Source organism: Alteribacillus sp. JSM 102045 (genome assembly GCF_041949975.1).
GTDB lineage: Bacteria > Bacillota > Bacilli > Bacillales > Marinococcaceae > Alteribacillus.
Window position 1 is genome coordinate 1 of the sequence record NZ_JBHFQG010000015.1, and the last position, 26,051, is coordinate 26,051.

The 26,051-nt window shown below is 40.3% G+C and carries 21 protein-coding genes and 1 riboswitch; of the genes, 6 read left to right on the forward strand and 15 right to left on the reverse strand.

Annotated elements, in window-relative coordinates; translation table 11 throughout:
* Positions 1-362 precede the first annotated feature (362 nt).
* The gene (megL, locus tag ACE1TI_RS11385) at positions 363-1,541 is read left to right on the forward strand and encodes a methionine gamma-lyase (RefSeq protein ID WP_375007691.1); all 1,179 of its coding nucleotides are present in this window, start codon (positions 363-365) and stop codon (positions 1,539-1,541) included.
* An 8-nt stretch (positions 1,542-1,549) separates the two neighbouring features.
* Here the strand turns inward: megL and ACE1TI_RS11390 are convergent, their stop codons facing one another.
* The 6 genes from ACE1TI_RS11390 to ACE1TI_RS11415 all read right to left on the reverse strand — a co-directional run bounded on the left by ACE1TI_RS11390 (position 1,550) and on the right by ACE1TI_RS11415 (position 7,953).
* Positions 1,550-2,269, reverse strand: coding sequence for a hypothetical protein (locus tag ACE1TI_RS11390; RefSeq protein ID WP_375007692.1), 720 nt, complete (start codon positions 2,267-2,269; stop codon positions 1,550-1,552).
* 210 nt (positions 2,270-2,479) lie between these two features.
* Positions 2,480-2,803 carry a nitrite reductase small subunit NirD gene (nirD, locus tag ACE1TI_RS11395; RefSeq protein ID WP_375007693.1) on the reverse strand — a complete coding sequence of 108 codons (324 nt, stop codon included), beginning with the start codon at positions 2,801-2,803 and terminating at the stop codon, positions 2,480-2,482.
* A gap of 12 nt (positions 2,804-2,815) precedes the next feature.
* Entirely contained in the window at positions 2,816-5,239 is a 2,424-nt protein-coding gene (gene nirB / locus ACE1TI_RS11400) for a nitrite reductase large subunit NirB (RefSeq protein ID WP_375007694.1), read from the reverse strand.
* Between the two features lie 25 nt (positions 5,240-5,264).
* Entirely contained in the window at positions 5,265-6,428 is a 1,164-nt protein-coding gene (gene cobA / locus ACE1TI_RS11405) for a uroporphyrinogen-III C-methyltransferase (protein WP_375007695.1), read from the reverse strand.
* A 210-nt stretch (positions 6,429-6,638) separates the two neighbouring features.
* Positions 6,639-7,100: a cyanase gene (cynS, locus tag ACE1TI_RS11410; RefSeq protein ID WP_375007696.1), complete on the reverse strand. Its 462-nt coding sequence runs from the start codon at positions 7,098-7,100 to the stop codon at positions 6,639-6,641.
* Positions 7,101-7,122: 22 nt separating this feature from the next.
* Positions 7,123-7,953, reverse strand: coding sequence for a formate/nitrite transporter family protein (locus tag ACE1TI_RS11415; protein WP_375007697.1), 831 nt, complete (start codon positions 7,951-7,953; stop codon positions 7,123-7,125).
* A gap of 414 nt (positions 7,954-8,367) precedes the next feature.
* Here ACE1TI_RS11415 and ACE1TI_RS11420 point away from each other — a divergent pair, with 414 nt between their 5' ends.
* From ACE1TI_RS11420 to ACE1TI_RS11430, 3 genes are all read left to right on the forward strand, one after another.
* Entirely contained in the window at positions 8,368-9,729 is a 1,362-nt protein-coding gene (locus ACE1TI_RS11420; RefSeq protein ID WP_375007698.1) for an MFS transporter, read from the forward strand.
* A 121-nt stretch (positions 9,730-9,850) separates the two neighbouring features.
* Positions 9,851-9,982, forward strand: coding sequence for a hypothetical protein (locus ACE1TI_RS11425; RefSeq protein ID WP_375007699.1), 132 nt, complete (start codon positions 9,851-9,853; stop codon positions 9,980-9,982).
* Positions 9,967-10,314 (forward strand): hypothetical protein, encoded by a 348-nt coding sequence (locus ACE1TI_RS11430; RefSeq protein WP_375007700.1) that lies wholly within the window; start codon positions 9,967-9,969, stop codon positions 10,312-10,314. The genes ACE1TI_RS11425 and ACE1TI_RS11430 overlap by 16 nt, the downstream gene beginning before the upstream one ends.
* A 56-nt stretch (positions 10,315-10,370) precedes the next feature.
* Here the strand turns inward: ACE1TI_RS11430 and nasC are convergent, their stop codons facing one another.
* On the reverse strand, positions 10,371-12,500 hold the full coding sequence (gene nasC, locus ACE1TI_RS11435; protein ID WP_375007701.1) for an assimilatory nitrate reductase catalytic subunit NasC: 2,130 nt from the start codon (positions 12,498-12,500) through the stop codon (positions 10,371-10,373).
* A gap of 33 nt (positions 12,501-12,533) precedes the next feature.
* On the reverse strand, positions 12,534-14,807 hold the full coding sequence (locus tag ACE1TI_RS11440) for an FAD-dependent oxidoreductase (RefSeq protein ID WP_375007702.1): 2,274 nt from the start codon (positions 14,805-14,807) through the stop codon (positions 12,534-12,536).
* A 212-nt stretch (positions 14,808-15,019) separates the two neighbouring features.
* Between ACE1TI_RS11440 and ACE1TI_RS11445 the strand changes: the two genes are divergently transcribed.
* Positions 15,020-16,051 (forward strand): oxidoreductase, encoded by a 1,032-nt coding sequence (locus ACE1TI_RS11445; protein WP_375007703.1) that lies wholly within the window; start codon positions 15,020-15,022, stop codon positions 16,049-16,051.
* Positions 16,052-16,084: 33 nt separating this feature from the next.
* On the opposite strand, the gene thiE is transcribed toward ACE1TI_RS11445, so the two are convergent.
* From thiE to coaW, 7 genes are all read right to left on the reverse strand, one after another.
* Positions 16,085-16,717 (reverse strand): thiamine phosphate synthase, encoded by a 633-nt coding sequence (thiE, locus tag ACE1TI_RS11450; RefSeq protein ID WP_375007704.1) that lies wholly within the window; start codon positions 16,715-16,717, stop codon positions 16,085-16,087.
* Positions 16,710-17,546, reverse strand: a complete 837-nt coding sequence (gene thiM, locus ACE1TI_RS11455) for a hydroxyethylthiazole kinase (RefSeq protein ID WP_375007705.1) — start codon at positions 17,544-17,546, stop codon at positions 16,710-16,712. The genes thiE and thiM overlap by 8 nt, the downstream gene beginning before the upstream one ends.
* A 12-nt stretch (positions 17,547-17,558) precedes the next feature.
* The gene (gene thiD / locus ACE1TI_RS11460; RefSeq protein ID WP_375007706.1) at positions 17,559-18,371 is read right to left on the reverse strand and encodes a bifunctional hydroxymethylpyrimidine kinase/phosphomethylpyrimidine kinase; all 813 of its coding nucleotides are present in this window, start codon (positions 18,369-18,371) and stop codon (positions 17,559-17,561) included.
* A gap of 64 nt (positions 18,372-18,435) precedes the next feature.
* Positions 18,436-18,542, reverse strand: a riboswitch (TPP riboswitch).
* Positions 18,543-18,598: 56 nt separating this feature from the next.
* Positions 18,599-21,931: an efflux RND transporter permease subunit gene (locus ACE1TI_RS11465; protein ID WP_375007707.1), complete on the reverse strand. Its 3,333-nt coding sequence runs from the start codon at positions 21,929-21,931 to the stop codon at positions 18,599-18,601.
* Entirely contained in the window at positions 21,928-22,371 is a 444-nt protein-coding gene (locus tag ACE1TI_RS11470; protein ID WP_375007708.1) for a MarR family winged helix-turn-helix transcriptional regulator, read from the reverse strand. The genes ACE1TI_RS11465 and ACE1TI_RS11470 overlap by 4 nt, the downstream gene beginning before the upstream one ends.
* A 405-nt stretch (positions 22,372-22,776) precedes the next feature.
* On the reverse strand, positions 22,777-23,232 hold the full coding sequence (locus tag ACE1TI_RS11475) for a MarR family winged helix-turn-helix transcriptional regulator (RefSeq protein ID WP_375007709.1): 456 nt from the start codon (positions 23,230-23,232) through the stop codon (positions 22,777-22,779).
* A 52-nt stretch (positions 23,233-23,284) separates the two neighbouring features.
* Complete coding sequence (gene coaW, locus ACE1TI_RS11480; protein ID WP_375007772.1) at positions 23,285-24,127, reverse strand: type II pantothenate kinase; 843 nt, start codon at positions 24,125-24,127, stop codon at positions 23,285-23,287.
* 233 nt (positions 24,128-24,360) lie between these two features.
* Between coaW and cls the strand changes: the two genes are divergently transcribed.
* Positions 24,361-25,809 (forward strand): cardiolipin synthase, encoded by a 1,449-nt coding sequence (gene cls / locus ACE1TI_RS11485; RefSeq protein ID WP_375007710.1) that lies wholly within the window; start codon positions 24,361-24,363, stop codon positions 25,807-25,809.
* The last annotated feature ends 242 nt before the right edge of the window (positions 25,810-26,051 follow it).

Sequence of the window (26,051 nt, forward strand, 5' to 3'; positions counted from 1 at the left end):
ACTCGAGGTCGTATGTCTCCGTTTGGCGGCTTCTCCGGATCATCTTTGTTGTCATGGACACGGAGGACGAGAGGTGCACAGAAAGGCGCTACGCCGCTCCTGCGGGAAAAGCAACGGCTGAAGACCCTGCAGGGAGCGTTTTACTCCCGATTAGGCTGAAGACGTTACTGCGGCAAAGAAGACACTACGAGAACGAGCAAAGAGAGTTGGAGTAGATGTCGCACTTGTGCCCTGAGGGTGAAAGCGAAGTGTATTTCACACTGCGTCTGTGAACAAACAACAAAGTGTGTGAAAACAGTTTTAAAGAAAGAAAATAAGCTCTTCCTAAGGGCTTAAATATAATATACGAGGGGAATGCGTTAATGAACAAAAAAGAAATGGACACGCGGCTCATCCATGGAAGACCGCATCATAATTCTCATTACGGAAGCCTGGTACCTCCTATTTACCAAACCTCCACCTTTTCATTCACCAGTGCGGAAGAAGGAGAAAGAAGATTTGCTGGAGAAGCAGATGGCTTTGTATATTCCAGACTTGGCAACCCTACGGTTCAGGAGCTGGAACATAAAATAGCTGACCTTGAAAATGGAGAAAAGGGAATAGCATTCAGTTCTGGTATGGCTGCTGTCTCTTCTATACTAACTTCTGTTGTCAAAACGGGCGACCATATTTTAGTGTCAGAAGGAGTGTATGGATGCACCTTCGGTTTGCTGCAGATGTTAAAAGATCGATATCAAGTGGATTTTGACCTGGTTAACATGGACAAAAAAGAAACGATTGAGGCATATTTGCGTCCGCATACTATAGCTATTTACGTAGAAACGCCTATTAACCCTACCATGAAACTAGTAGACTTACAGATGATTAGTTCTATTGCTAAGAAACACAATCTTTTTTATATCGTTGACAATACGTTTTCTTCTCCTATTTTGCAAAGACCGCTGGAGCATGGGGCTCATGTCGTATTACACAGCGCTACGAAATATATCGGGGGACACGGGGATGTCATTGCTGGTCTTGCAGCAGGAAGCTCCGATTTTATCTCTCTCGTTCGGCGATCATCTCAAAAAGACATAGGGGGAATCCTTGGACCATTTGAGGCATGGCTGCTGCTGCGCGGTTTAAAAACCTTATCTCTTCGAATGAACCGTCACTCTGATAATGCAGAATCTCTTAGTATACGACTTAAACATCACCCAAAAATAGAAAAAATATATTACCCCGGCGATCCTGACTTTCCACAGCACCCTCTGGCAGCCATGCAAATGGATCATTTCGGAGGACTAATAAGCTTTGAGCTAAAAGGAGACAAATCAACAGCTCAGGCGTTTATGAATAAGCTTTCGATGATTCGTATCGCTGTCAGCCTCGGTGATGCAGAAACTTTAATTCAGCACCCTGCCAGTATGACTCATGCAGTGGTCCCTGCCGAAACAAGAGAAAAAATGGGTATTAGTGACCGTTTACTGCGGCTTTCTGTAGGTCTCGAATCCGAAAAGGACATTTGGCAGGACATTGAGCAAGCCCTTCTAAAAATATAGCTATTGCTTTACCAGTTAAAAAAATATTTTAAAGCTAATATAATAGCTGTATAACCAAGAGATCCTGCCAAAAATGTTTTAAAATGGGCATTCTCTTCAGAAGGGAGTTCTTTCTTTAAAACGTTTAAGACCATTGCCCCTGATATAAACGCAAACACAATAGCGAGCACATAAGAAGGAAGCGGAGCGAATACTCCTGTCACCCATCCAGCCATTATTCCGACAGCAAGCAGGTACCTTCCGAGCGATTCGTACCTTCTGCTGTCTTCCCTCCACATATCGTGCGAAACAGCCATAAAATGAAATCCAACCGCCACACCATAAAATACGGCTTCAATCCCTTTTATAACCGATGCAAAAATAATATAGGAAATAAGCATGTTGTATAGGGCGAAAAAGACTATTTGGATCCAGAAAAAGTGACCTTCTCCTCGCTCATGCTCCCTGGCTGCTCTATCCGCTGCTTTATGAACACCATAGAATATGAGCAGACCAAGCAGGCCTAGCATGTACAGCTCCGATTCCATGGTCAGCCCTTTTGTATCACCTAATTTCTCTTGCTCTTTATGTAATGATGGAAGTACATACACAAACACATAAGAAACGGCGACCCCGCCTGAAAAAGAAAGCCACTTAAATCGTCCAATCACTGAAGAAGAAATGATTTTATTGGCAAATAACTGTACGAGCAGATATACAATGATTAGTGCTAACGAGTCCACCGTCATGTTACCTTCTCCCTTCATAGTTAAAGCAACAATATAGGTTTTCCCTCGCCTATTCATTCAAAAACTTCGAAACATTACATTCGCTAAAAAAACTGCCATCCGGGATAACCGAATGACAGTAAACACATCTATTTACATTCCCATGAAAACCAAAAAAGAGTGCGGATATCGTAACACCGAAATCCCGCACTCTTTTTCAGTTCGACTTACTTATACATAAATATAAACGATTCCCTCTTCAATCGACACATCGTAGCTTTTTACACAGCCTTCATCAGGGGCTTGCACGATGCCATCTTTTAAATTAATTTTCCATTCATGTAATGGACAGAATACGTGCTCTCCACTGACAATTCCTTCGGAAAGAGGACCTCCTTTGTGAGGACATTTATTTTGAATAGCATTCACAGAATGATCTTTCTGTTTAAAAAGAGCGATTTCTTCTCCATCTACATTAATCCGTTGCCCTATCCCTACTGATAAATTATCAACCTTTGCCACTTCCACTTTTTTTAAGCTTTCCACTTTACTCATGCGAGCCCCTCCTTATACTTCCACATGTGTTTTTTCATATAACTCTTGTTGTTTGTCTTCACTATCCACAACCTCTTTCCAAGGGTCACGACCGGTAGAAAGTGCAACTTCAAGTCTCTCAATAAGTTGTTTGCGACCTTCTGGATCTTCAAGCACCACTTCTTTCATATGATCTAATCCTACTCGTTCAACAAAATGGGAAGTGCGCTCCAAATATCTAGCATTTTCTCGGTAGTATTGTAAGAAAGCACTAATAATATCAACTAATTCTTCTTTCGTATTCACTTTGCAGAATAAGTCCCCGCCGCGAAGGTCTACACCGCCGTTTCCACCGACATAAAGTTCCCAAGCTCCTTCGACACCAACGACACCAAAGTCTTTAATTCCTGATTCCGCACAGTTACGTGGACAAGCAGACACTGCCATTTTTACTTTGTGAGGGGTGTTGATGTATTCAAACTTTTTCTCAAGCTCCTGACCAAGTCCGATGGAATCCTGGGTTCCAAAGCGGCAGAAGTCTTCCCCTACACATGTCTTCACTGTACGAAGCGCTTTTGCGTAAGCAGAGCCAGATTTCATACCAAGGTCATTCCATACATTAGGCAAGTCTTCCTTCTCTATGCCCAGCATGTCGATACGCTGTCCGCCTGTCACTTTCAAGAGCGGTACATTATACTTATCTGCAGCGTCCGCAATTTTACGTAGTTGGTCAGGGTTCGTTACCCCTCCATACATTCTAGGAACAACCGTGAAGGTACCGTTATTATTGATGTTCGCGTGAAGTCTTTCATTAACAAATCGTGAAGTAGGATCGTCTGTATTATTAATTGGGGCGACCATTTTCAAGTAATAATTTATAGCTGGGCGACATCTTGGACAACCTTCGTCAGATTCCCAACCAAGTACATTCATGACTTCTTTAGGGTGGGAAAGACCTAACTCACGAATTTCGGCCACGACTTCCTCATGAGTGTACTCAGTACATCCGCACATTGGCTCTTTATGATTCTGTACAACCTCTTCACCAAGAGTTGCAGTTAATAAGTCAGCAACAAGTGGCTTACAGCCTCCACATGAACGTCCCGCATTCGTGTGCTGCGTAACCTGCGCTACCGTATTCAGGCCATCGTTATTGATAGCATCTACGATTTCACCTTTGCAGACCCCATTACAGTCACAAATCTGCTCATCTGCTGCCATTGAGACAACAGGACTTTCTCCAGCAGACGCGCTTGCATCCTCAGAAGGCAGAATAACCGCTTTATTCATATCCGAAATATCCTGCCCTTTTTTCATCATGTCAAGCAGGCGTGGAGAGTCGGAAGTATCGCCATACAGAACAGATCCAACTACTTTATTGTCTTTAACAACTACTTTTTTATAGATCCCTTCAAACTCATCATTTACCCTTATGGCACGAGAACCTTCTTCATCTTGAAACTGGCCGGCTGAGAAAAGGTCAACTCCGGAAACTTTCAGCTTAGTATACATTAAAGATCCATGATAACCTTCAGTCTCTTTGCTGCATAAGTGATCAGCCAATACTTTTCCTTGTTCATATAACGGAGCTACTAAACCGTAAGCGATACCGTTATGCTCGGCACATTCTCCAACGGCATAAATGTCTTTTGCGCTTGTTTCCATATAATCATTGACAACAATTGCACGCTCTGTTTTAAGACCCGTATCACTAGCTAATTCAATATTTGGCTTAATTCCAACAGCCATAACAACCAGGTCTGCTTCTAGGAAAGAACCATCTTTAAACTTTAAACCTTCTACTCTATCTTTACCTTTTATCATTTCTGTTTGCTTACTCATGTGGAAGCGCATGCCTTGCTCTTCGAGATCCCGGCGCAGCATGTCAGAAGCCGATGCATCTAATTGACGCTCCATCAAGTGGTCAAAAATATGAATAACTTCTGTTTCCATATTTAAGTTTAATAACCCTCTGGCCGCTTCCAGACCTAAAAGACCGCCTCCTATAACTGCTGCCTTTTTATAATGCTTGGAAGTTTCTATCATAGTTTCGCAGTCTTTAATATCCCGGAAGGCTATAACTCCCTCTTTATCAGCCCCTGGCAGTGGAAGCATAAATGGATTAGAGCCTGTTGCAAAGATTAAATGATCATACTCACAAACTATTCCATTTTTGCTGTGGATTTTTTTTCTTCGTTTATCTACTTTCACAACCGGATCACCGGTGTATAATTTAATACCGTTATTTTCATACCAATCATAATCATTTAATATTATATCTTCTACGCTGCTGTCCCCTTGAAGAACTGATGATAAGGCGATCCTATTGTAGCTAGGATGAGGTTCTTTTCCAAATACAGTAATTTCAAACCGATCAGGATCTCTTTTTAAAATTTCCTCAATTGTCCGTATACCCGCCATGCCGTTACCTATTAACACTAATCTTTCTTTGTTCATTTTAATATCCACTCCCTTTTCTGATTTATCCAATTTCTTGTATCTGTTTCTCACCTAAAGCTTCTATTACATTTTCTGTATTTGAAAGTGCCGGCAGTACTGCATTTGGCACATAACCATATTCCTTAATCATTTGAGCTGTCTTTGTTCCTATACAAATAAATGAAAGTTCAGGCAGAGTATCTGCTGATTGCTCTTTCACGTATTCAAGAAGTTTGCACAGCACTCTAGCTGAAGTTTCCCTGCGAAGCAATACGCTGGTTGCATGCCCTTCTGTAATTAAACGGCTTATAATTTCTGCCATATTATTTGATAAGTGGCAATCTTCTGTTTTTAGCTCATAAACTTCTGCTCCAGCTTCTTTTAAATTATCAGCAAAATCCTGATCTGTGCTGTCACTGGATAAGGTTATAACACCCTTTCCGCTTAACTCCTTTTCTGTCACCCATTGGAGCAAATCATGAAGCTTAGTAACATCCCCCACAACAATTACCGCTGGGTTACTCATCTCTTTTTCTTCTGCCATAGCCGGTATTTGCTCTAGAGGACCTGTTATAGACCGCTGCCTGCCGTAAGTTCCCCATTCTGTAACAAGTGTGCTTGTCCTGCGGTCTTTCCCTTCTTTAATGAGCTGTTGTGCTATATAGGGAAGATTTTTTATTCCCATGTAAAAAACAATGGTGTCAACCCCCTTTGCTAAATCTCCCCAGGCGATATCCGGCTTCCCATCTTTATTTTTACTATGTCCGGTTACGACTGCAAAGGACCGAGAATATTCTCTGTGCGTTAATGGAACGCCTGAATAGATAGAAGCAGCACTCCCTGCTGTTATTCCCGGGATAATTTCATAGGGGATTCTGTGCCCGCTCACGGCTTCTGCCTCTTCCCCTACTCTCCCGAAAACTGCGGGGTCCCCGCCTTTTAGCCGTACAACCTTTTTTCCTTTTTTGGCTTGTATGATCAATTCTTTTTGAATATCACTTTGACGAAGTGTATGCTTACAAGGCTGCTTGCCGCAATATATTAACTTTGCATTATGCTTTGCTTCCAATAATAGAGACGGATGAACGAGACGATCGTAAATGATAACTTCTGCTTTTTGCAGTGCTTTCAAGCCTTTCACTGTAATCAGTTCTTGATCTCCGGGACCTGCACCCACAAAGTAGATTTTCCCTTTGTTACTCTTCATTCGTCTCTCCACCTTTTGCTGAAAAATTTATTATCTTTATCTTGATTACATTGTAAGTTAAACAAGTTAACATGTGGGCTTTCTTGTTAGATAACCTAACACGTTTTTTTATATTTAAAAGAATAATCCTTGATCGCATTTTAAATATCAAAAAAAGAGCTGTTCCGAAAGGGTACTCACTTTCGAACAGCTCTTCTTGCGCTTTTTTTTCTACCACTTTTTATAAGGTAAAAATTTACCATCCATCGTGACGACAACTCGGTCGCCATTCGGGTCCTCTTTTCTATCAACATCCAATCTGAAGTCAATGGCACTCATAATTCCATCCCCGAACTCTTCATGAATAACTTCTTTTAGTGTCGTTCCATACACTTGAGTTATTTCATGAAACCTATAGATTAGGGGATCGATAGGCACCGATTCATCTAAAGATCCTTTCGTTGGGATTGCTGTTAGAAAAGGAATAACCTCTTCCTCTAATTTTAGGTAGTTTACGAGTGTTCTTGCTTCTTCTTCACTCATAGTGGCCTGCCCCTGGATAGCTGCAGCCACCCATACTTTGTTTCTTCCTATCGCTTGGGCTAACTCTTCATATGAAACGCCCTGAACTTTCTTGGTTTCTAAAATAATATCTGTTATGCTTTTTCTCATTTCCTGCTCTTTGATGTTCATACTATCTTCCTCCCTAAATTATTTATTGTGCTTTCTTTAAGTTCTGTAAAGGTGCTTCCTTGCCCTCTTCCTTCTTGCCATGTGTGAAGTAAAGGGCGGCTCCTGCCAATAGAAAAGCACTAACTAAATTTCCAAGCAGAACTGGTATTTGATTCCACAGCCACCAGTCAGCCATTGTTACATCGGCTCCAAGCATCATTCCAGCTGGAATTACAAACATGTTAACCACTGCGTGTTCAAATCCTTGTCCAAAAAATATTAAAATTGGCAGCCACATTGCTGCTATCTTTCCGATGGTGGAACTCGATGTCATGGCCATAATTGCTCCTAAGGCTACCATCCAGTTACATAGTATTGCTTTTACAAATACCGTCCCTAGACCAGCTCCTCCTATAGCAGCATATCCGATTGTTTTTGCTTCCGCTGCTAAAATAAGCTGCTCGGACATAGCACTAGGGTCAGCGGTACCAAATTGCGTAGTTACCAATACGTATAAAAAGGCATAAAAAATGCTTCCTATCAAATGACCGACAATTACCCAAAACCAATTACTAAGCATATCTGAATTCGATATTTGTCCATTTAATTTTGCCACAGGAAGTAAGGCAAAATTACCTGTAACAAGTTCAAGGCCAAGTAAAATGACCATCACAAACCCTACTGGAAAAATTAATGCTCCAATCATATCAATACCAGTTTGAAGGCTAGCAGTGAATGCCAGCGTTGTAGCGTACCCTAAAAATACGCCAGCTAATCCCCCTCTCATTAATAAATCCCTGATCGAGAGGTTTGCTTTTGTCTTTCCGGCTTGAATCATGGTGTCCACAACTTTGCCAGGTTGAATACTATCCATTTTTCTCTCCTCTCTATTCTTTTTCTAATATTTATTCCTGCTTGAATTGTAAGGGAGCCTTTATACTTTGACTGCTTATTTGTTATTTAATCTCACAAGGTTTTTGTAATGGAATTAATTCACTTGAAAATTACCCCAATTTAAGTCTCCTATCTTAACAAGCAATTTATAAGCATTTTCAAATGCTTTTTCATGTCTTAATAAAAAATGTTTTGGTTTATAATCTTTCGTCATTCACCTAATAAACCACTTGCTGCATTAAAATCAACGACAAGTGCTTATCAATTTGTGCAAATGAAAGGAGAGGTCCGTCCTTGTTTTAAAAAAGCACATATTTCGTTTTTTAACCAGCCCGAAAAGTTTCTAACTATTCAGAAACATAAAAAGCATTTTCTAAAAGAAAGGTGGATTTCTTTGAGGCTAAAAGATGTATTTAGTTATAAAGATGAGAAAATTAAAGTTCTTCATTTTTGCTGGTTTGCTTTTTTCGTCTCATTTTTTGTCTGGTATAATATGGCACCTCTCGCTACGACGATGATGGAAGATATGGGCTGGCTGACCCCTGAACATATAGCGGCACTTGGTATATTAAATGTAGCTTTAACTATACCGGCTCGTATTGTAATTGGCTCATTATTAGACCGGTTCGGCCCACGAATTGTTTATTCAGGACTGCTGATCGTCATGTCTATTCCTGCGTTTGTGTTTGCTTTTGGTGATACATGGGCTCAACTTATGGTTTCAAGACTTGTCTTAGGAAGCATCGGAGCTAGTTTTGTGGTTGGTATTCGAATGGTCGCTGAGTGGTTTCCGCCTAAACATGTTGGATTTGCGGAAGGCATTTATGGCGGCTGGGGAAATTTTGGTTCGGCAGCTGCAGCCATGTTTTTACCATGGCTTGGAATGACGTTATTTAGAGGAGATGATGGATGGCGTTATGCAATCGCCTTTACAGGTGTCGTTTGTTTCATTTATGGAATCATTTTTTATTTTAACGTAAAAGATACCCCGGATGGCCGTGCTTTAATTAAACCTAAAAAGAGCGGAGCAATGGAAGTCAGCTCATGGAAGGATATGGCACAGCTTATTTTTTGGACAATTCCCTTAGGAGGGGCTTTGGCTCTAAGCGCATGGAGAATTGAAAATATGGGGTTTATGTCACAAAATATTTTGTATGCGATATGGGCAGTCATTGGCCTGGTATTCGTTTATCAAGTTTATCAAATTTTAAAAGTTAACGTTCCTCTGCTGAAAAAAGGTATAGCAGAAGATGATAAGTATCAATTCAAAAACGTAGGTGCATTAAACAGTACGTACTTTGCAAACTTTGGTGCTGAGTTAGCGATTGTATCAATGCTTCCTATGTTTTTTCAAATGACATTTTCCTTAACTCCGGCCGCTGGGCGGTGTGCTGTCCGACCGTATGGGAAGCAGACGACGTGTGATGCTTATCCTATGATAGGTATTACATTGGGGCTTGTCGGTATGGGATTAATCGATTCAAGCTGCTGCAGCGGTGGTCATTACCGTTGTTACGTCTATGTTCATTCAAGGAGCAGAAGGGGCTACCTTTGCTATAATCCCAATGATAAAAAAACGCATTACTGGTCAAGTTGCCGGCATGGCAGGGGCATATGGAAATGTTGGAGCCACCGTCTATTTAACATTATATACATTTGTGACTCCCCAGCAATTCTTTTTTATTTTAGCCGGAGGAGCACTGATAAGTTTTGCAGTTTGTTATTTCTCCTTAGAAGAGCCGAAGAATGCCTTTAGTGAGGATTATTATATGTCTCAAGACGATTTAGATTTAGAAAAAGAATCGTTCAACGAAGTGGCAGCCACAAAAGAACGAGCTGTAGCTTCCAGTTCAAAATAAATCTTGGAGCTGATGTATATGAAAGAGCAGTCCATTGCGGCTGCTTTTTTTATTACTAAAAGTGATGAAAAGGCCAAAACGAGAATAAATTTTCACAAAGGACCAAACCTTATAAACAAACAAGGAGGAAAACGATGGCTGGATATTTGAAAAACATCATGGAGAAAACAAAAGTAACGTTTCAACAAGCTAGTATGTTATTCAAAGAAAAATTATATGATATCACTGGAACCTCTACCGCAACGGTGGAACAATTAACAGCGTATATTCAAAACCATCCAGAGACAAAAAAAAGTCAAAAAACATTTCTTGGCATGACTTTTACTTTTTATCAACTAAACGAAAACGACATCCATTATTATTTAGAGATGAGAGGCTCTGCTATATTACAAATGGATGTTTACACTTCGGAGCATAACGTGGTTTCTTACCGCTCCTACCGCGATCAACAAACTCTTGCTTCCCCTATAAAATTTCCATAACAAAAAAGTTGTCTCCATGGATATGATAATCCTTGGAGACAACTCTATCCGCACAATTAATAAGGTCGAATAGAAACCGCTGCTCTTTTAAATCCGGGCATTCGGCATACGGGATCTAGTTTACCATCAATAAGGTTATTTATATTTTGTTCTCTGCCCCAGTGCATAGGCGCAAACAAGGTGTCTTTTCGTACAGTCTCCGAATAGGTACAGCGGAGCAGAGTTTTTCCCCGCCTGGAGGTGATAACTGCTAATTCTCCGGGACGAATTCCATAAGATTGGGCAGTATCTGGATGAATATAAACAAATGATTCAAATTCACGAGCCAGCAGGCGGGAGCTTCGCTGAGTCTGCGCACCGCTTAAGTAATGATTCATCGTACGTCCTGTTGTCATATAAAGAGGAAAGGTTTCGTTAATAAATTCTTTATATTCCTTCACTGGTTGAGAATAAAATAATTGAGCTTTTCGGTCTGCCGTCGCAAATGAATGTTTAAATAAAATGGCGTCCCCTGATGTTTCCATACTGGGACAAGGCCAGAAAACTCCTTCTTCCTTCCTGATACGCTCATACGTAATTCCATAATAATCGGCTTTCCCACCTTTAGAAGCAAGACGCAGTTCGTTAAATATATCTTCCGCTGAACGATAAGAAAAATATTTTCCTTTACCTAAAACAGAGGATATTTCAGATAGAATTTTCCAATCATGTCTTGCTTCTCCTGGAGGCTTACGGGATGCTTCACGTAAGGTCACACGGCCTTCCATATTCGTCAATGTCCCTTCATCTTCTAAGTAAGAAGTGGTTGGCAAAATAACATCTGCATAGGAAGCTGATTCTGTCATAAACATCTCTGCCGCTGCCATAAAAGAAATATTTGTAAGTGCTTCCTTTATAAGATTGGCATTCGGATTAGAAATAACGGGGTTGGATCCTATAAGAAATAATCCCTTTATTTCGCCTTTTTCCATTTTTTCCATCATTTCATAAGCAGACACACCTTTAGATGGAAGGGACTGCTCCTCCACTCCCCAAACGTCAGCAATATATTGGCGATCTCTCTTATTTTCGATGGACCGGTAACCAGGAAGCTGATCCGCTTTTTGACCGTGTTCTCGTCCTCCTTGGCCATTTGCTTGACCGGTAATAGCCCCGTATCCACAAGCTCGTTTTCCTATTTTCCCAGTTAGAAGCTGAAGGTTGAGAAAATGCCGGACAGTTTCATGCCCATCGGTTTGCTGTTCCACCCCTCTAGCTGTGAAAATCATACCAGTTTTAGCACGACCAAATCGAACCGCTGCTTCATGGACATCCTGATAGGTTACTCCTATGTCTTTACATAATGCCTCAACGGATATATCTTTTAAAGCGTCCGCCAATTCTGAGTAACCGCTCGTTCTTTCTGCACAAAAATCTTCATCCCCTAATTTTTCTTCTATTATTATTTTTTCAAGCAGCTGCGCAAGCTTTTTATCATTTCCCGGTTTAATTTTCAAATGCAGATCAGCCATTGCTGTGGTATCAGTTTGCCGTGGATCAATCACGATCAGAAAAGCTCCATTTTCTTTTGCTTCTTCTAGGTATGGAACGAATGTCGGCTGGCATTCTGCAACATTTGTTCCTGCCAGAACAATACATTTTGCCTCAGGTATCTCACTTAATCTATTAGTCAGCCCTCTGTCTAACCCAAACGTTTTCATACTAGCTGAGGCTGCCGAAGACATACAAAAACGGCCATTATAATCAATATATCTTGTCCCAAGGCCAACACGGGCAAATTTGCCTAACAAATATGCTTCTTCATTGGTTAATGACCCTCCCCCATAAACAGAGATTGAATCAAACCCATCATTTGTTTGGAGAGCTTTGACGTTTTCTTTAATTACTTGAAGAGCTTCCTCCCATGACGCTTTTCTAAACTCTCCATTTTCCTTAATTAACGGAGAAGTAATTCGTTCTCGATGAACAGCATGCTGATAAGCATTTTTTCCCTTCACACAAAGGCGGCCTTTCGTAGTGGGATTATCCATGCCGATCGTTCTGTAACGATACCTGCCTGCACTACGTTCTTCTATCACTTTCTTTTTGCATTGCATACTGCAAAAAGGGCATTGTGTTTCATGTATATTTTCTGTTGCGGCTGATTTCTGGCGTTCTCGAAAGCTGGCAAGCATACTTTCATTCATTAAAGTCCCTCCTCCATCTCTTGCTGCATTCAACTAAGGGGTGAATATCTCTTTTTTCATTGTCCAAACTTCAGTCATTTGTTTTCTTAACCTGCTCTGCAGGTCTTCTCTATCTTCATCTGATAGCAAAACTTCTCTAATGACAGGCGGAGACAACCGCACCATCCATTCCGCAAATCTTTCACGATACTGAGCACTTTCTCGATAAAATTGGATAGCCGTCTCTGTAAACTCCTTGAGTTCCTCATCAGATATCACATATAAAATAAAACGCTCACCTTTTCCATCAACATGCATTTCCCAAACATCCCCACTTCTAACAAGGGTAAAACCACCTGGAGAAATCGAGGGGGGATACATTTTTGTCGTTTCTATAGAAAAAGGGGCAGGAAACGATAAGGGAAATGAATTGTGTTCGAGCTCTTCTAGGACGCTTTTTCCCTCTTCCGTCTTTAATTGGAATGGTAATAGTTGTGCTTGTGGATATGAACACAAAGGAGTAGAAGTGACGCTGCAAACATTTTCTACTTCCTCTAACGGAACATTACTTAACTGCACCCTTCGTCCGCTGCTCATTTTCATATTCGACAAAGGCATAGACGCTGCAACACGCATCCAAGTCCCTAATGCTGTTGATGTTTCTTTCTCTTTAATTGGCAGCGATTCTATGGTTACAGCCTCCTTGTCTTCCCTATAAATCCAAGGAGGGCATACCTTTTCCATTTGTCCAAATACAGAAAGATAATATTGAAGCGCTGGCAGACATATCTTGCATCCTTCTGTTTCCCATTCGGTTGATAACAATATATCGGATAAACTCTTCCACACTCCGGTATATATTAACTTCCTGACCTCTTCGTCTTCTAATGAAGTACAATCGCACAATGATTTTTTTTCTGCCTGATGCTTACACTGATCAAAAACGCGAAGCAGCCCCGAAACGTCTCCGGAACACCCTCCGCATGACGAAGAAGCTTTTGTAGAGGTCTTAATTGTTTGCGAACTTGGATGTTCTGTATTAGCAATATGCTGGAGAATTGTTTGTTTATTTACTACATTGCATTTACAAATAATAGTCTCTGGAGATGAATGTATTAAATTTTCATCCATATTCTTGCCGGAAAGCAATTCCTCTTTTTTTTGAAAGGACAAAGGTTTTTGAATGACCATACGTTTAGCAATATCTTCTGAGGCCGAGGCATCACCAAACAAAACAGCTCCTTGAATCACGTCCTCTTTAAGGACCAATTTTTTGTATAAAGGCTTTGTGCTGTCAGCTTGAACAATGCTGTCTGTTTGTTCTGATTCTTCTATATTACCTGCGGTAAACAAATCAATTCCTGCAATTTTTAAATGGCTGTATGTTGAAGATCCTTTATAAGCATTGATGCGTTTATCGCAAATATGATGGGCCGCGATTTCTGCTTGTTCATATACGGGAGGGACAATTCCATAAGAAATCCCATTGTGCTCTATACATTCCCCTATTGCGTACACATCATCTGCACTAGTCTGCATATAGTCGTCCACCAAGATGCCTCGGTTCGTTTTAATACCGCTTTTTTGCGCAGTCTCGATGTTAGGTTTAATGCCTGCTGTAAAAAGCACGAAGTCAGTATCAATTTTGGTACCGTCTTGAAGCTTAACACTTTCTGCCCATTTTTCTCCAATAATGCCAGAAAGTGATTGACGAAAATAAAAAGAAATCCCCCGTTTTTCCAATTCCTTTTGCAAATATGAAGAAGCCGTATCATCCAGCTGCTTGTTAAGTAATGCAGAGCCCCGCTGAATAACGTTTACATCCATTCCAGATTTAGCAAGTCCGTAAGCTGCTTCCAGCCCTAAAAATCCTCCACCAACTATTACACTTTTCTTATACTTCCTAGATAGGGCTTTAAGCTTTTTTACATCTTCCAAAGTTCGAAACGTAAATACTCCATCCTTCTCTTTTCCTGGAATATTTAATTGCACAGCTTTGGATCCTGTCGCAATGACCAGCTTGTCATACGAATATGTTTCTTTTTGGCTGGTATACACCACTTTTTTATCTGTGTCTATGTTTTTAATGCTTTCATTTGTATGCATATAAACGTTATGCTCTTTATACCAGGCGTCAAAATGTGAAAATAAAGAAGACTCACTTGTTTCTTCTTGTAAAAAAGAAGAAAGCATGACGCGATTATAATGTACCGCAGGCTCTTCTCCAAAAGATCTAATGGAAAAGAAGTCATTTCCATGAGAAATGATCGTTTCTATGAAACGAAGTCCGCTCATACCGTTACCTATAACAATTAATTTCTTTCTCATTCTTCTCCCTCCAGCAGTCAACGTTCCTTTTTTTGTGATTTTCACATTCTTGCTTATCATTGTTTCTAATTTTCAAAAGGGGGGCTACACTTTAGGAAGGAAACATAACATACTTTTTGTATACATATTTAGACATGGCAGGGAATAACAAATAAGTTCACGAACTTTTAATTCAAGAGATAAATGTGTGAAACATGCAAGGAGTGATTCGTATGTCTTATGTAAGAGCAGGTTTGATAGGTTTTGGTTTTTCTGGCGCTACCTTTCATGCCCCGGTAATTGATACTGTGAAAAATATAGAAATCACACACGTTGCTTCTTCTAATCCAGAAAAAGTAAGAAATCACCTTCCAAATGCAGAAGTTTTTAACAACGCAGAAGACGTTTGCCGACATTCTGAAATTGATGCTGTGATTATAACTACTCCGAATACAACTCACTATCCATTCGCTAAAGAAGCGCTGGAACATCAGAAGCATGTTGTATTGGAAAAACCTTTTGTTCCCAGACTCCAGGAAGCAGAAGAATTGATCTCTATTGCTGAGAAAAAAGGACTTCTTCTAAGTGTTTATCATAATCGGCGCTGGGATAATGATTTTTTAACTTTGAAAGATTGTATGGAAAAGGGAGAACTCGGCAGTGTTCATACATATGAAGCAGTCTGGAACCGTTACCGCCCCGAAGTTAGAGATAGATGGAGAGAACAGAATCTCCCTGGTTCAGGAAACTGGCATGACCTTGGTTCCCACCTGGTAGATCAGGCTCTTGTATTATTTGGAGAACCTGATACGATTTTCGGAGATATTCAGGTGCAGCGTAAAGGCGGAAAAATAGCAGACTATTTTCATGTTATTTTAGGTTATCCAAATAGACGTGTAATTCTCCGTTCAGGATCCATGGCAATTGGTGACAGTCCACGTTACATTGTTCACGGCACAAAAGGGAGCTTTGTGAAATATGGACTGGATTCCCAAGAAAGCATGTTAAAAAATGGGGGGAAACCTGGAGATCAAGGTTGGGGAGAGGACTCAAAAGATAATCAAGCCATCTTAACAAATGAAAGCGAGAATAAAAATATACCAAGTGTAAAAGGTGCATATGAACAATACTATATCAAATTTCGTGATGCTGTTTTAGAAGGGTATTCATCTCCCGTTACCGCACATGAAGCAGCCCGCGTTATTAAAGTACTGGAACTGGCTGAAAAAAGCAGCCAAAACCAGACCGTTGTTTCTTTTCATTAATCATTAAAAGACCGGTCATCCTGAACTGAATTTTCAGGTTAACCGGTTTTTTAATTCACTAGCTGCTTTTTCTGGATCTGATGCTTGGCTAATAGCAGAAATCAAGGAAACCCCTTCTGCACCTGCATCGATGACTTCTTTGGCATTGCTCTTATTAATACCACCTATCCCTACAATCGGGAGCTTTATCCCCTGTTTTCGCAATGTCTGTATTCCTTGGGAGCCAATCGGGGCTTCTGCGTCTTCTTTTGTAGATGTTGCAAACATTGGTCCCGTTCCAATATAGTCCGCTCCTTGGCGTTCAGCCTCTTTTGCTTCTTTTAACGTTTTGGCAGACACACCAATGATCATAGAAGAAGGACATTTCTTTTTAATATCCTCTACTGGCTCATCATCTTGCCCAACATGGATACCATCTGCTTCTAATAAGATAGCGAGTTCTGTATCATCATTTACGATGAACGGAATTTGATGGTTTTTGCAAATAGATTGAAGTTCTCTGCCCAGCTTTTCTTTTTCCTTACCTTCTAACGCTCCCACTCCTTTTTCACGAAACTGAAAGCATGTAATTCCGCCTTTGATTGCTTTTTCTAAGACCTCAGAAGGATGGCCTGAAGTGTTATTGCTTCCCATAATAAAATACAGTAAAAGATCTTCTTTATTCATTTCCAGATCCTCCCCGGTCTAATACTTCTTTTTCAATATGCAATTGTTGTTTAAAATCCATTTCGCCTGAGTGGTAAAGAGCGTTAAGCAACTCCATTTGAAAGGTGCCGGGGCCTTCCATTGAAGCAAATCCTTCTGCTCTTTCTGCTGCAACTCCATAATAACCTAATGCTGCGGCTGCCCCTTCTGCAACACTTCCTGATACAGTAAGAAAAGCCGCTGTAACTGCACTGGCAAGACACCCGGTTCCTGTTATTTTTGTCAGCATGGAATGGCCATTGTAAATCGTATATAGATTAGTTCCATCTGTTACAGCATCTTTTGCTCCCGTAACAGCTACTGGAATATTTAATGTCTTGGCAGCATGACCTGCGATGGCTCCAAGGTCCCTTTCTCTGCCTGAAGCATCTACTCCACGTATATCACTGTCCAGCCCTGCTATCGCTGAAACTTCTGCTTCATTCCCTCGCAATAACGTAATATTTAGTTGCTCGAGAAGATTACGGGCTGTTTCTGTTCTATACGTTGTTGCTCCAGCTCCTACAGGGTCAAGCACCACTGGAATTCCTTTTTCATTTGCTTGCTTTCCGGCCAGCATCATCGATTCGACCTGGCCCTCATTTAATGTCCCGATGTTCAATACGAGCGCGTCCGCTGCCGAAGCCATATCAGCTGCTTCCTGCACAGCATTTGCCATCACAGGAGACGCACCCATAGACAAAATTCCGTTTGCAGTAAAATTCGTAACCACTACATTGGTAATATTATGAATTAACGGTTTTTGCTCTCTAACTTGTTCTAAAAGCTTACTTACCTCTTTACTTCTCATAAAAGCTCCTCCTTACACTAAAATATCATTTTTATCTAATCGAGAAGCCCAATGGTTTACCGGCCCATCCCCTTTGCCTATACCCAACGTATGATGAATAGCTTGAGAAATAAAGATTTTACTTTTTGACACTGCATCTTTAATATCATTTCCTCTTGCGAGTTCAGCGGCAATAGAAGCTGATAGACTGCAGCCTGTACCATGGGTATGATTTGTATCAGTGCGCTGAGCAGTTAAATATTCAATTTTCCCGTTGCAATATAGAATATCGGTAGCGTCTCCTGTTAAATGTCCGCCTTTTACCAAAGCAGCTTCCGCACCCATTTCATCCACTAGCATTTTCGCTGCTTGTTCAGCCTCTTCCTGAGTTTTTATAGACATTGCTGTCAACGTTTCGGCTTCTGCAATATTCGGTGTAATAACGCGGGCAAGCGGGAACAGCCGTTTTTTCATAAGTTCTGTAGATTCCTGTTCCATTAAGGAGTCACCACTTGTTGCTACCATAACAGGGTCTACAACTAATGGAAGATCTTGTCTCTCTAACAGTTCAGCCACTTTTTCAATCATTTCTGGTGTAGCGATCATGCCTGTTTTCACTGCATCTGGACGAATATCTTCTAGTACAGCTTTAATTTGTTTTTCTACCATATCGAGGGGGACATGCCAAACATCCTGAACGCCTTTTGTGTTTTGAGCTACGACTGAAGTGACGACCGCCATTCCGTATGCTTTACGTTCCTGAAAGGTCTTTAAATCGGCATGAATACCCGCTCCGCCCGTTGGATCCGTCCCAGCAATGGATAATGCACTTGGTACTTTCCCCATATATATTACCTCCTATAATTAAAAAAACCGCTCTCCGAAAGAGAGCGGTCGACATCATTTATCGTATATCTTCGCTCCACTTTCCTACGATGGCATTAACCATATCAGGTTCGAAGGGACCGATGCATTCAATGCATCATCTCAGCTTCCAAAGCGCCCCTAGTGGATTATTGTTTTAAGTTAATTCCATGTTACTTGACACTAACAGCAGTGTCAAATAAGTGCTTTTACTCGTTATTTCGGTCACTATCTTCTTTTCTTTGCTGCTCTATATTTTTGGACTCCCCTTTTGATTGCTGAAGAATACGTTCAAGCAAGTAAATAATATCGTCTTTTGACAAATGTTCTTCTTGCTCTTTGCTTCGTACCTCTCTTGAAGCCTGCGACTCATTTTCCGTTCGTTCCGGAAGCGCCGTATTATTTTCTTCCTCCGCAGCACTTTCTTGATAATACCGGTTAAGCTCGTAAGAATAAACAACCCTGCCTTCAGGCGTGACGTATTTTTTATTCATCGTTCTTGTGTCTTTATCAAAGAAACTGTAAACCACCGGTATGACAAACAATGTAAGGAATGTACTGCTGATGAGTCCGCCTATCACAGCAATCCCCATCGGCTGTTGAATTTCTGTCCCTTCTCCAATACCCAGCGCCAGTGGAACAACACCTAATATGGTGGTAACAGCTGTCATTAAAATTGGACGGGTTCGCTGTTTGACACCTTCAATGATTGCTTCTCTTGCAGGCATTCCTTTTTCTTTCATTTGATTGATATAATCAACCAGCACGATAGCATTATTGACCACAATACCTGCCAGGACAATCAGGCCGATAAAGACTGTAACACTCAGCGGCGTCTGCGTAATAGTAAGTGCCAGCATCACCCCTATTACTACAAGCGGTACACTAAACATCACAACAAACGGATATTTAAAGGATTCAAATTGTCCTGCCATCACCAGGTAGATGAACAATAACGCAAGCAAAAACGCGAATACAAGGCTCTCAATCGCATCATTCAGAAGTTCTTGTTCCCCAGAAAAAGCATAACTGGTGCTATCTGCTAAATCAGCATCCTCAATAATATCTTCAACTAATAAAGACATATCGTTCAGATTCGTATCGCTACTGTAAGTTACAGTAAATTCTACACTTCGCTCCTGGTCCAGCCGGTTAATAACCGCCGGCCCTTCTCCTTCCTCTATAACAGCCAAGTCATCAAGAGGAATATACTCTCCCTCATCATTAGGGATAAGCAGGTTTTCCAGGTCTTCCTGATTTTCAAGGGAATCTTCCGAATACTTTACAATCACATCGTAATTTTCATTACTGTCTGTTTGTATAGATGTTGCCGTTTCCCCTCGTGTAATATTATGCACCGTATCTGCAATTTGAGCTGGGACAAGACCATAATCCCGGGCGGCATCCTGATCCACCCGTACTTGCATTTCAGGAGCTCTTTCATCTGCTGAGGTTTCAACTTCCCTGACCTCATCTTCGTCATTTAAATCTTCTTCTATTGCAGTCACTGCTTCATCTAAAGCCTCCGTATTGTTATCACTTACGGAGAAAACAATTGTATTCGCTTCACCTCCGCCGACTGCTGCCTGTGTAGTTAGGGAAATATCAGCTTCATCATCTGCTCCTGTCACTTCACTCTCGATTTCTTCAACAAAATCTATTGTACTTTGGTCTCTTTCCTCTAAATCGGTCATCGTTACAAACATTTGAGCTTCATGGGATCCTGATGGCCCACCCATTCCTGCTGAATCTTCAGAAGAGCCTATTACGGACATATAATCTGCTACTACCGATTCATCATCTAATATATCTTCAATTTCTTCTACAGTTTCTGTTGTTCTGTCCAGACTCGTGCCATGTTCCATTTCAATGTCTACAGTAAAATAGCCGTCATCTGTGGCGGGTAGAAAGTTAATCCCTGTCGTTGCCAGACCGGCACCACCGCCAGCCAATAAAAGGAATGTAATAAATAAAGTAACAAATCGATGCCCTAATACCCATGTTATCGAGCGTTCTAATCCCTTTATAAAGCCGGAATTCTGTCTTTTTCTCTCTTTGTCTTCATCGGGAGGGGTAAGCATTCGGCTCGACATCATTGGCACCACTGTTAAAGCCACCAGCAAAGAAGCAAGCAGACTAAATGCCACAGCAAGTGCAAATTCAGTAAAGATATTGCCGACAATTCCACTGATAAATACAATAGGCAGGAAGACAGACACCGTTGTCAACGTGGACGCAGTAATAGCTCCTCCGACTTCTTTTGTTCCTTCAGCTGCGGCCTGCCTGGATGTTTTACCCATGGATAAATGCCGGTATATGTTTTCAATAACCACAATAGCGTTATCGACAAGCATCCCGATCCCCAGGGCTAAACCACCCAATGTCATTAGATTTAAGCTTACATCAGTAAATAATAAGAAACCAAATGTAACAATAACCGAAAAAGGTATGGCAATTCCTATAATAAGCGGTGTTTTCAAGTTTCTCAAGAAGAAAAACAGGACTACCATAGCAAATACACCGCCAAGGATTAATGCCATAGATACGCTGTCTATAGATTCTTGAATAAACTCTCCTTCATCATAAAAAGATACCGCCGTCAGCTCATCATATTCGTCTTCGTCAAGTAAAGACTCCATTTCTTCGTTAAAAGCTTTCGAAACCTGTGCAGTATTAGCATCTGTCTCTTTCATGACAGTCATCTGCAAAGCAGGCTCCTGATCAGCTCTCGTAATTGCGGTTTGCTCTTCTGTCGTTAATTCAATATCTGCTACATCGGATAAAAGCAGTTCTTCCCCATTTGCAGGGTCTGCACCAACTACAAGCTCTCCTAAATCTTCTTCCCCTGCTAATGTATTTAGTACACGCGTGCTCAAGCTTCGATCTCCGGTTTCAATGGTACCGCCGGGAAGTGTAATATCATGAGACTGAACAACATTCACAATATCCTCTTGTGACAATTGATTGCTTTCTAGTTCTTCTTGGTCCAGGTTTATTTCAAATTGTTCAGTAACTCCCCCGGACGTATCAACATTTGCTATTCCATCTATTCTTTCAAGTTCTGATTGAAAGTGCTCTACATCCCCTTGAAAATCTTTAATGTCTTGGTCATCTGAAGTAATAGCCATTTGAGCCATTCCCATCATAGACGGGTCAAACTTCAGAAAGCTCGGATCATTCGCGTCATCTGGAAGTGATGCCTGATTCATTGCTGTGATAATATCTTGTTCCACGTCATCAATCGTCGAATCCCAAGAAAATTCAAGTAAAACAAGAGTCATCCCTTCTTCAGAAGTGGATGTCATATTATTAAGCCCTGCCAGTGTAGAAAGCTCTTCTTCTAAAGGTTCAGTAACTTTATCTTCAACTTCTTCGGGGCTCGCTCCGGGATAGCTCGTCACTACAGCACCCACCGGCGGATTTATTTCAGGAAACAACTGAAGAGGCAGATTAGTTAAAGAAACTCCACCTAATAGAATAAATAATATCATCCCTACTATCGTTAACTTTGGCCGCCTTATCGACAAATTAGTGAGCTTCATTCAGCTGCCTCCCTTTCTGACTCTACTATCTTTTTTATTTTCAATGCGACTTGGTGAAAAGAAACGAGATCTTCATAAGATAATTTAATGAGATATTTTGAAGAAATTTTATTGCGTGTTTCTGTCATTCTTTCAAGAACCTTCTTTCCTTCCACTCCTAGCTTCACAAAAGTCTGCCTCCTTTTTCCCGGATCCAGCTCCCGTATAATGTAGCATTCTTTCTCCATTTTAGATAACAACTGGCTAACTGAACTAGGAGAAATATGAAGCAAGTCGGAGAGATCTTTTACATACAGCGTTTTATATTTAGAAGTAAGAATTAAAACTGAACGGTACCGCTCTGGTATATCTTGATAAATACCTCCAAATTCTTCATGAATATTTAAAGATAATTCAAATAATGCATCATCTATGAATTTTAAAATTTCTTCTTTTTCCATCCCGGTCCCCCTCTCGCCTTTCTATACAAGTTTTATTATTATAAATAATTTATTAAATATAACTATTTAGAAACTAAACTATTTAACAATTTAATTCAAATTAAAAAAACCGTCAAGTGTTAAAAAGATTGTTCACTTTATTTTCAATTTAGAACCTTTGAATTGCAAAACAGCCGGTCGAGAAATAAATCACGACCAGCTGTTTTGCTTGGTTTCCGTATTTCCTCTCTTTCTGCGTCTTCGGTCTTCAAGCCTTTCCCTGGTTACCGCTCTGCTGTCTTCTCCTGCTCGGGGTTCAAGCTCCTTGCGGTGAAGGGGAATTCACGAAAATACTGCAAAAAAAACAGATCGGCTGTCATGTAAAAAGGCTGTCCCCTGTTTCAGAGACAACCTTTATACGATTATTTATTTATTGTTTTCTTCTCCCTTTTGTATTATCCCTTCTAACTTTATAATGACATCTCTTACTTGTTTTAATTCTTCTAAATCCAATTCGGAAATATAGTCTTTAATGATAGAAGCTTCAAAAGCTTCAAATTGTTTTTTTAGTTCCTTTCCCGTTTCACCGAGTGTCATCGTAATTTCTCTGCGGTTTTGTTCATTTATAGACCGTATAAGTAAATTTTCTTTTTCAAGCTTGTTCATCGCCTGACTAATGGCACTTTTTGAAATACCCAGCCGTTCTGACATCTCGCTTAAAGTAATATTTTCATTTCGAATGAATAAAATCATAATAGTTTCCTGGCGTGAGGTTAATTGAAGCTCACTTAAAAGAGGCATCTTGGGCTGCAGGTATTTTGATATGTTTTCAAGCGAATGAATGGACTCTAAAAATACTTGTTTGTAATCTTCCGTACTCATTAATTTCATCTCCTGCCTTAAAACCTTACCTATGTTTACACTCCATTAAATTCTATAAAACTGCTTTTTTTAAACCTTTATTTAAAAGTGCCCCTATCGCACCGCTGTATTCTCCATGCTCAAGGAAAAATGCTTTTTTTCCTCTTAACTCTGTGTAGCCTTTTATAATATCTTTCAGCGTATCATGATGAGAAAAAGTTGATCCGATATAAACGACCGAATCTGTTTTTAATCGTTCTGCTGCTTGCACACTCATTGTTGTAATGGTTTCTCCAATCATACGAACGACAGCAGAAATATAATCTTCCTGCGAAAAAGTCTCGTTTTTCATTCGGGAAACGTTACCAAAATTACTAGCGGTTAAATCTCCGGAAATAGGCGGCACTTCATGGGAATAAATATCACCAACAGTGACATTTAAACGTTCACCCCTGCCTGCTTGGCCAAGAGTCAATATAGCATCATAATCGTCTTCACCTGTTAACAAATAAGATAACCCAAGCAGCGTACCCCCGCCCATTCCGCTTCCACCTATTCGCTCATACGAATCTCCATGAACAAAATGAATGGAAGTGCCTGTTCCAACGTTGGTCACCATAAAACAAGAACCTGTCTGAGAGAGAAGATTCTTTTCTTCTAACAGCCATTTTACTCCTTCACAAGTAGCTTCAAACTCATTAATTTTTTTAACTGGCCAGGCCGAGTTTTTTGAAAACAAACCAGCTTTACCACCGGTAATATGTATTGCGGGGTTGGTAAAATTGTTATTAATCCAATTATTTACTTCATTCATTTGAGAAGTTGGAATTTTTTTATATCCCCAATTTCCACCAAGGTTATATACGATTTTTGATAATGTTCCTCCAACGTCCACTCCCAGATATCCTCTGTTCATCAAGCTGACGAACTCCTTTCCATGCGAAGTAATATATCATCTTTTTGTAATGTTCTATACATTTTAACTCCTTTTATTTTATACCATATTGTTAAGCAAATGATAGGCTGGCAAATGAAAAGACTAAAAATACCTTTTTTTGTTATACTGTGATAATCAGATATTTTTTTGTTTTAGGAAGAAAAAACACTTTTGTCATGAATGCTCTTTATGACAGTTAGGCAGGGAACGAAATGGATGTATATTCGATTTTAATTAGTTTTCTGTTTTTATTAAACTTCATATTCGCCGGAATTATTATTTTCTTAGAACGGAGAGACGCCACCTCAACGTGGGCATGGCTCATGGTATTGTTTTTCATACCCTTTCTTGGATTTATATTGTACTTAATATTCGGGCAGAACATGAGCAGAAAAAGGCTATTCGATTGGGAAGACATTAAAAAGATTGGAATTGAAGACCTGATAAAAGAACAAATAGAATCTCTACGGGACCAGCGCTTTCATTTTTCCGACCCGGACTCCCGTGAATACAGAGATCTTATTTACATGCAGCTTGTTAACAATGATGCCCTTCTGACCCAAGATAATGATGTAGATCTCTTTACTGATGGAAAGGAAAAATTTGAGCAGCTGATCCAAGATATTGAAAATGCAAAGGACCATATCCACCTTCAATACTATATTTTACGCCATGATAATCTTGGTTCTAGACTGTTATACATTTTAACAAAAAAAGCAAAAGAAGGCGTCAAGGTTCGTGTTCTGTATGATGAAATGGGATCAAGAAGCCTTTCGAAAAAAGTATTTCGATCCCTTAAAGAAGCAGGGGGAGAAGTAGAAATTTTTTTCCCTAAACGCATTCCTTTTATTAACCTTCGTTTAAACTATCGTAACCATCGGAAATTAGTTATTATAGACGGAAAAATTGGATATGTCGGAGGTTTTAATGTCGGGGATGAGTACTTGGGGCTTAATCCGAAGTTTGGTTATTGGAGAGATACACACCTGCGGATGCAAGGCCAAGTTGTAAAAGCTGTACAAACCAGATTTATTCTAGACTGGAACCAGGCTACCCACCATCACTATATTCATTATGATGAAAGGTACTTCCCTTTGACAGAGCCTGTAGGGGATATGGCGGCCCAAATAGTATCGAGCGGACCTGATTCTGAATGGGAACAGATTAAAAATGGCTATATCAAAATGATCACCTCTGCTAATGAATCCGTATTTATTCAAACGCCTTATTTCATTCCGGATCAAAGCTTAATGGATGCCTTACGAATTGCTGCATTATCTGGAAAAGATGTCCGTATTATGATACCTAACAAACCGGACCATCCTTTTGTTTACTGGGCTACTTTTTCTCATATAGGCGAGCTTTTGAAAACAGGAGCCCGTGTTTTTATTTATGAAAATGGATTTATTCATGCGAAAACTATTGTGGTAGATGGTAAAGTCGGTTCTGTTGGAACTGCTAACATTGATGTGCGAAGCTTCCGGCTGAATTTTGAAGTGAATGCCTTTTTATACCATAGACCAACAGTAGAAAGGCTGGCCTTAATTTTTGAGCAGGATATGCAGCATTCAAGAGAATTGACTTATGCTCAATATAAAGACCGATCGCTATGGATTCGGTTTAAAGAATCTATTTCGCATCTATTATCCCCTATTTTGTAAGAAGAAAAGCACAAGCTCCCTTTTTTTAATGTCGTTCGGCTAATGTTAATGAATTTCTACTAAATTCGCAGAAGATCCTTCATTTCACGCCTTTAGCAGAAGTTCCTTCCACATGGGTCTCCGAGAGACTGGGCGCTGAAGCTAGACATCAAAAGCACAAAATTACATACTTTTTTACCTTATAAGCCTCCTGTCCAGGCTAATAAGCTGAAAAGCCAAATCCTCAAATATAACAGAGGATT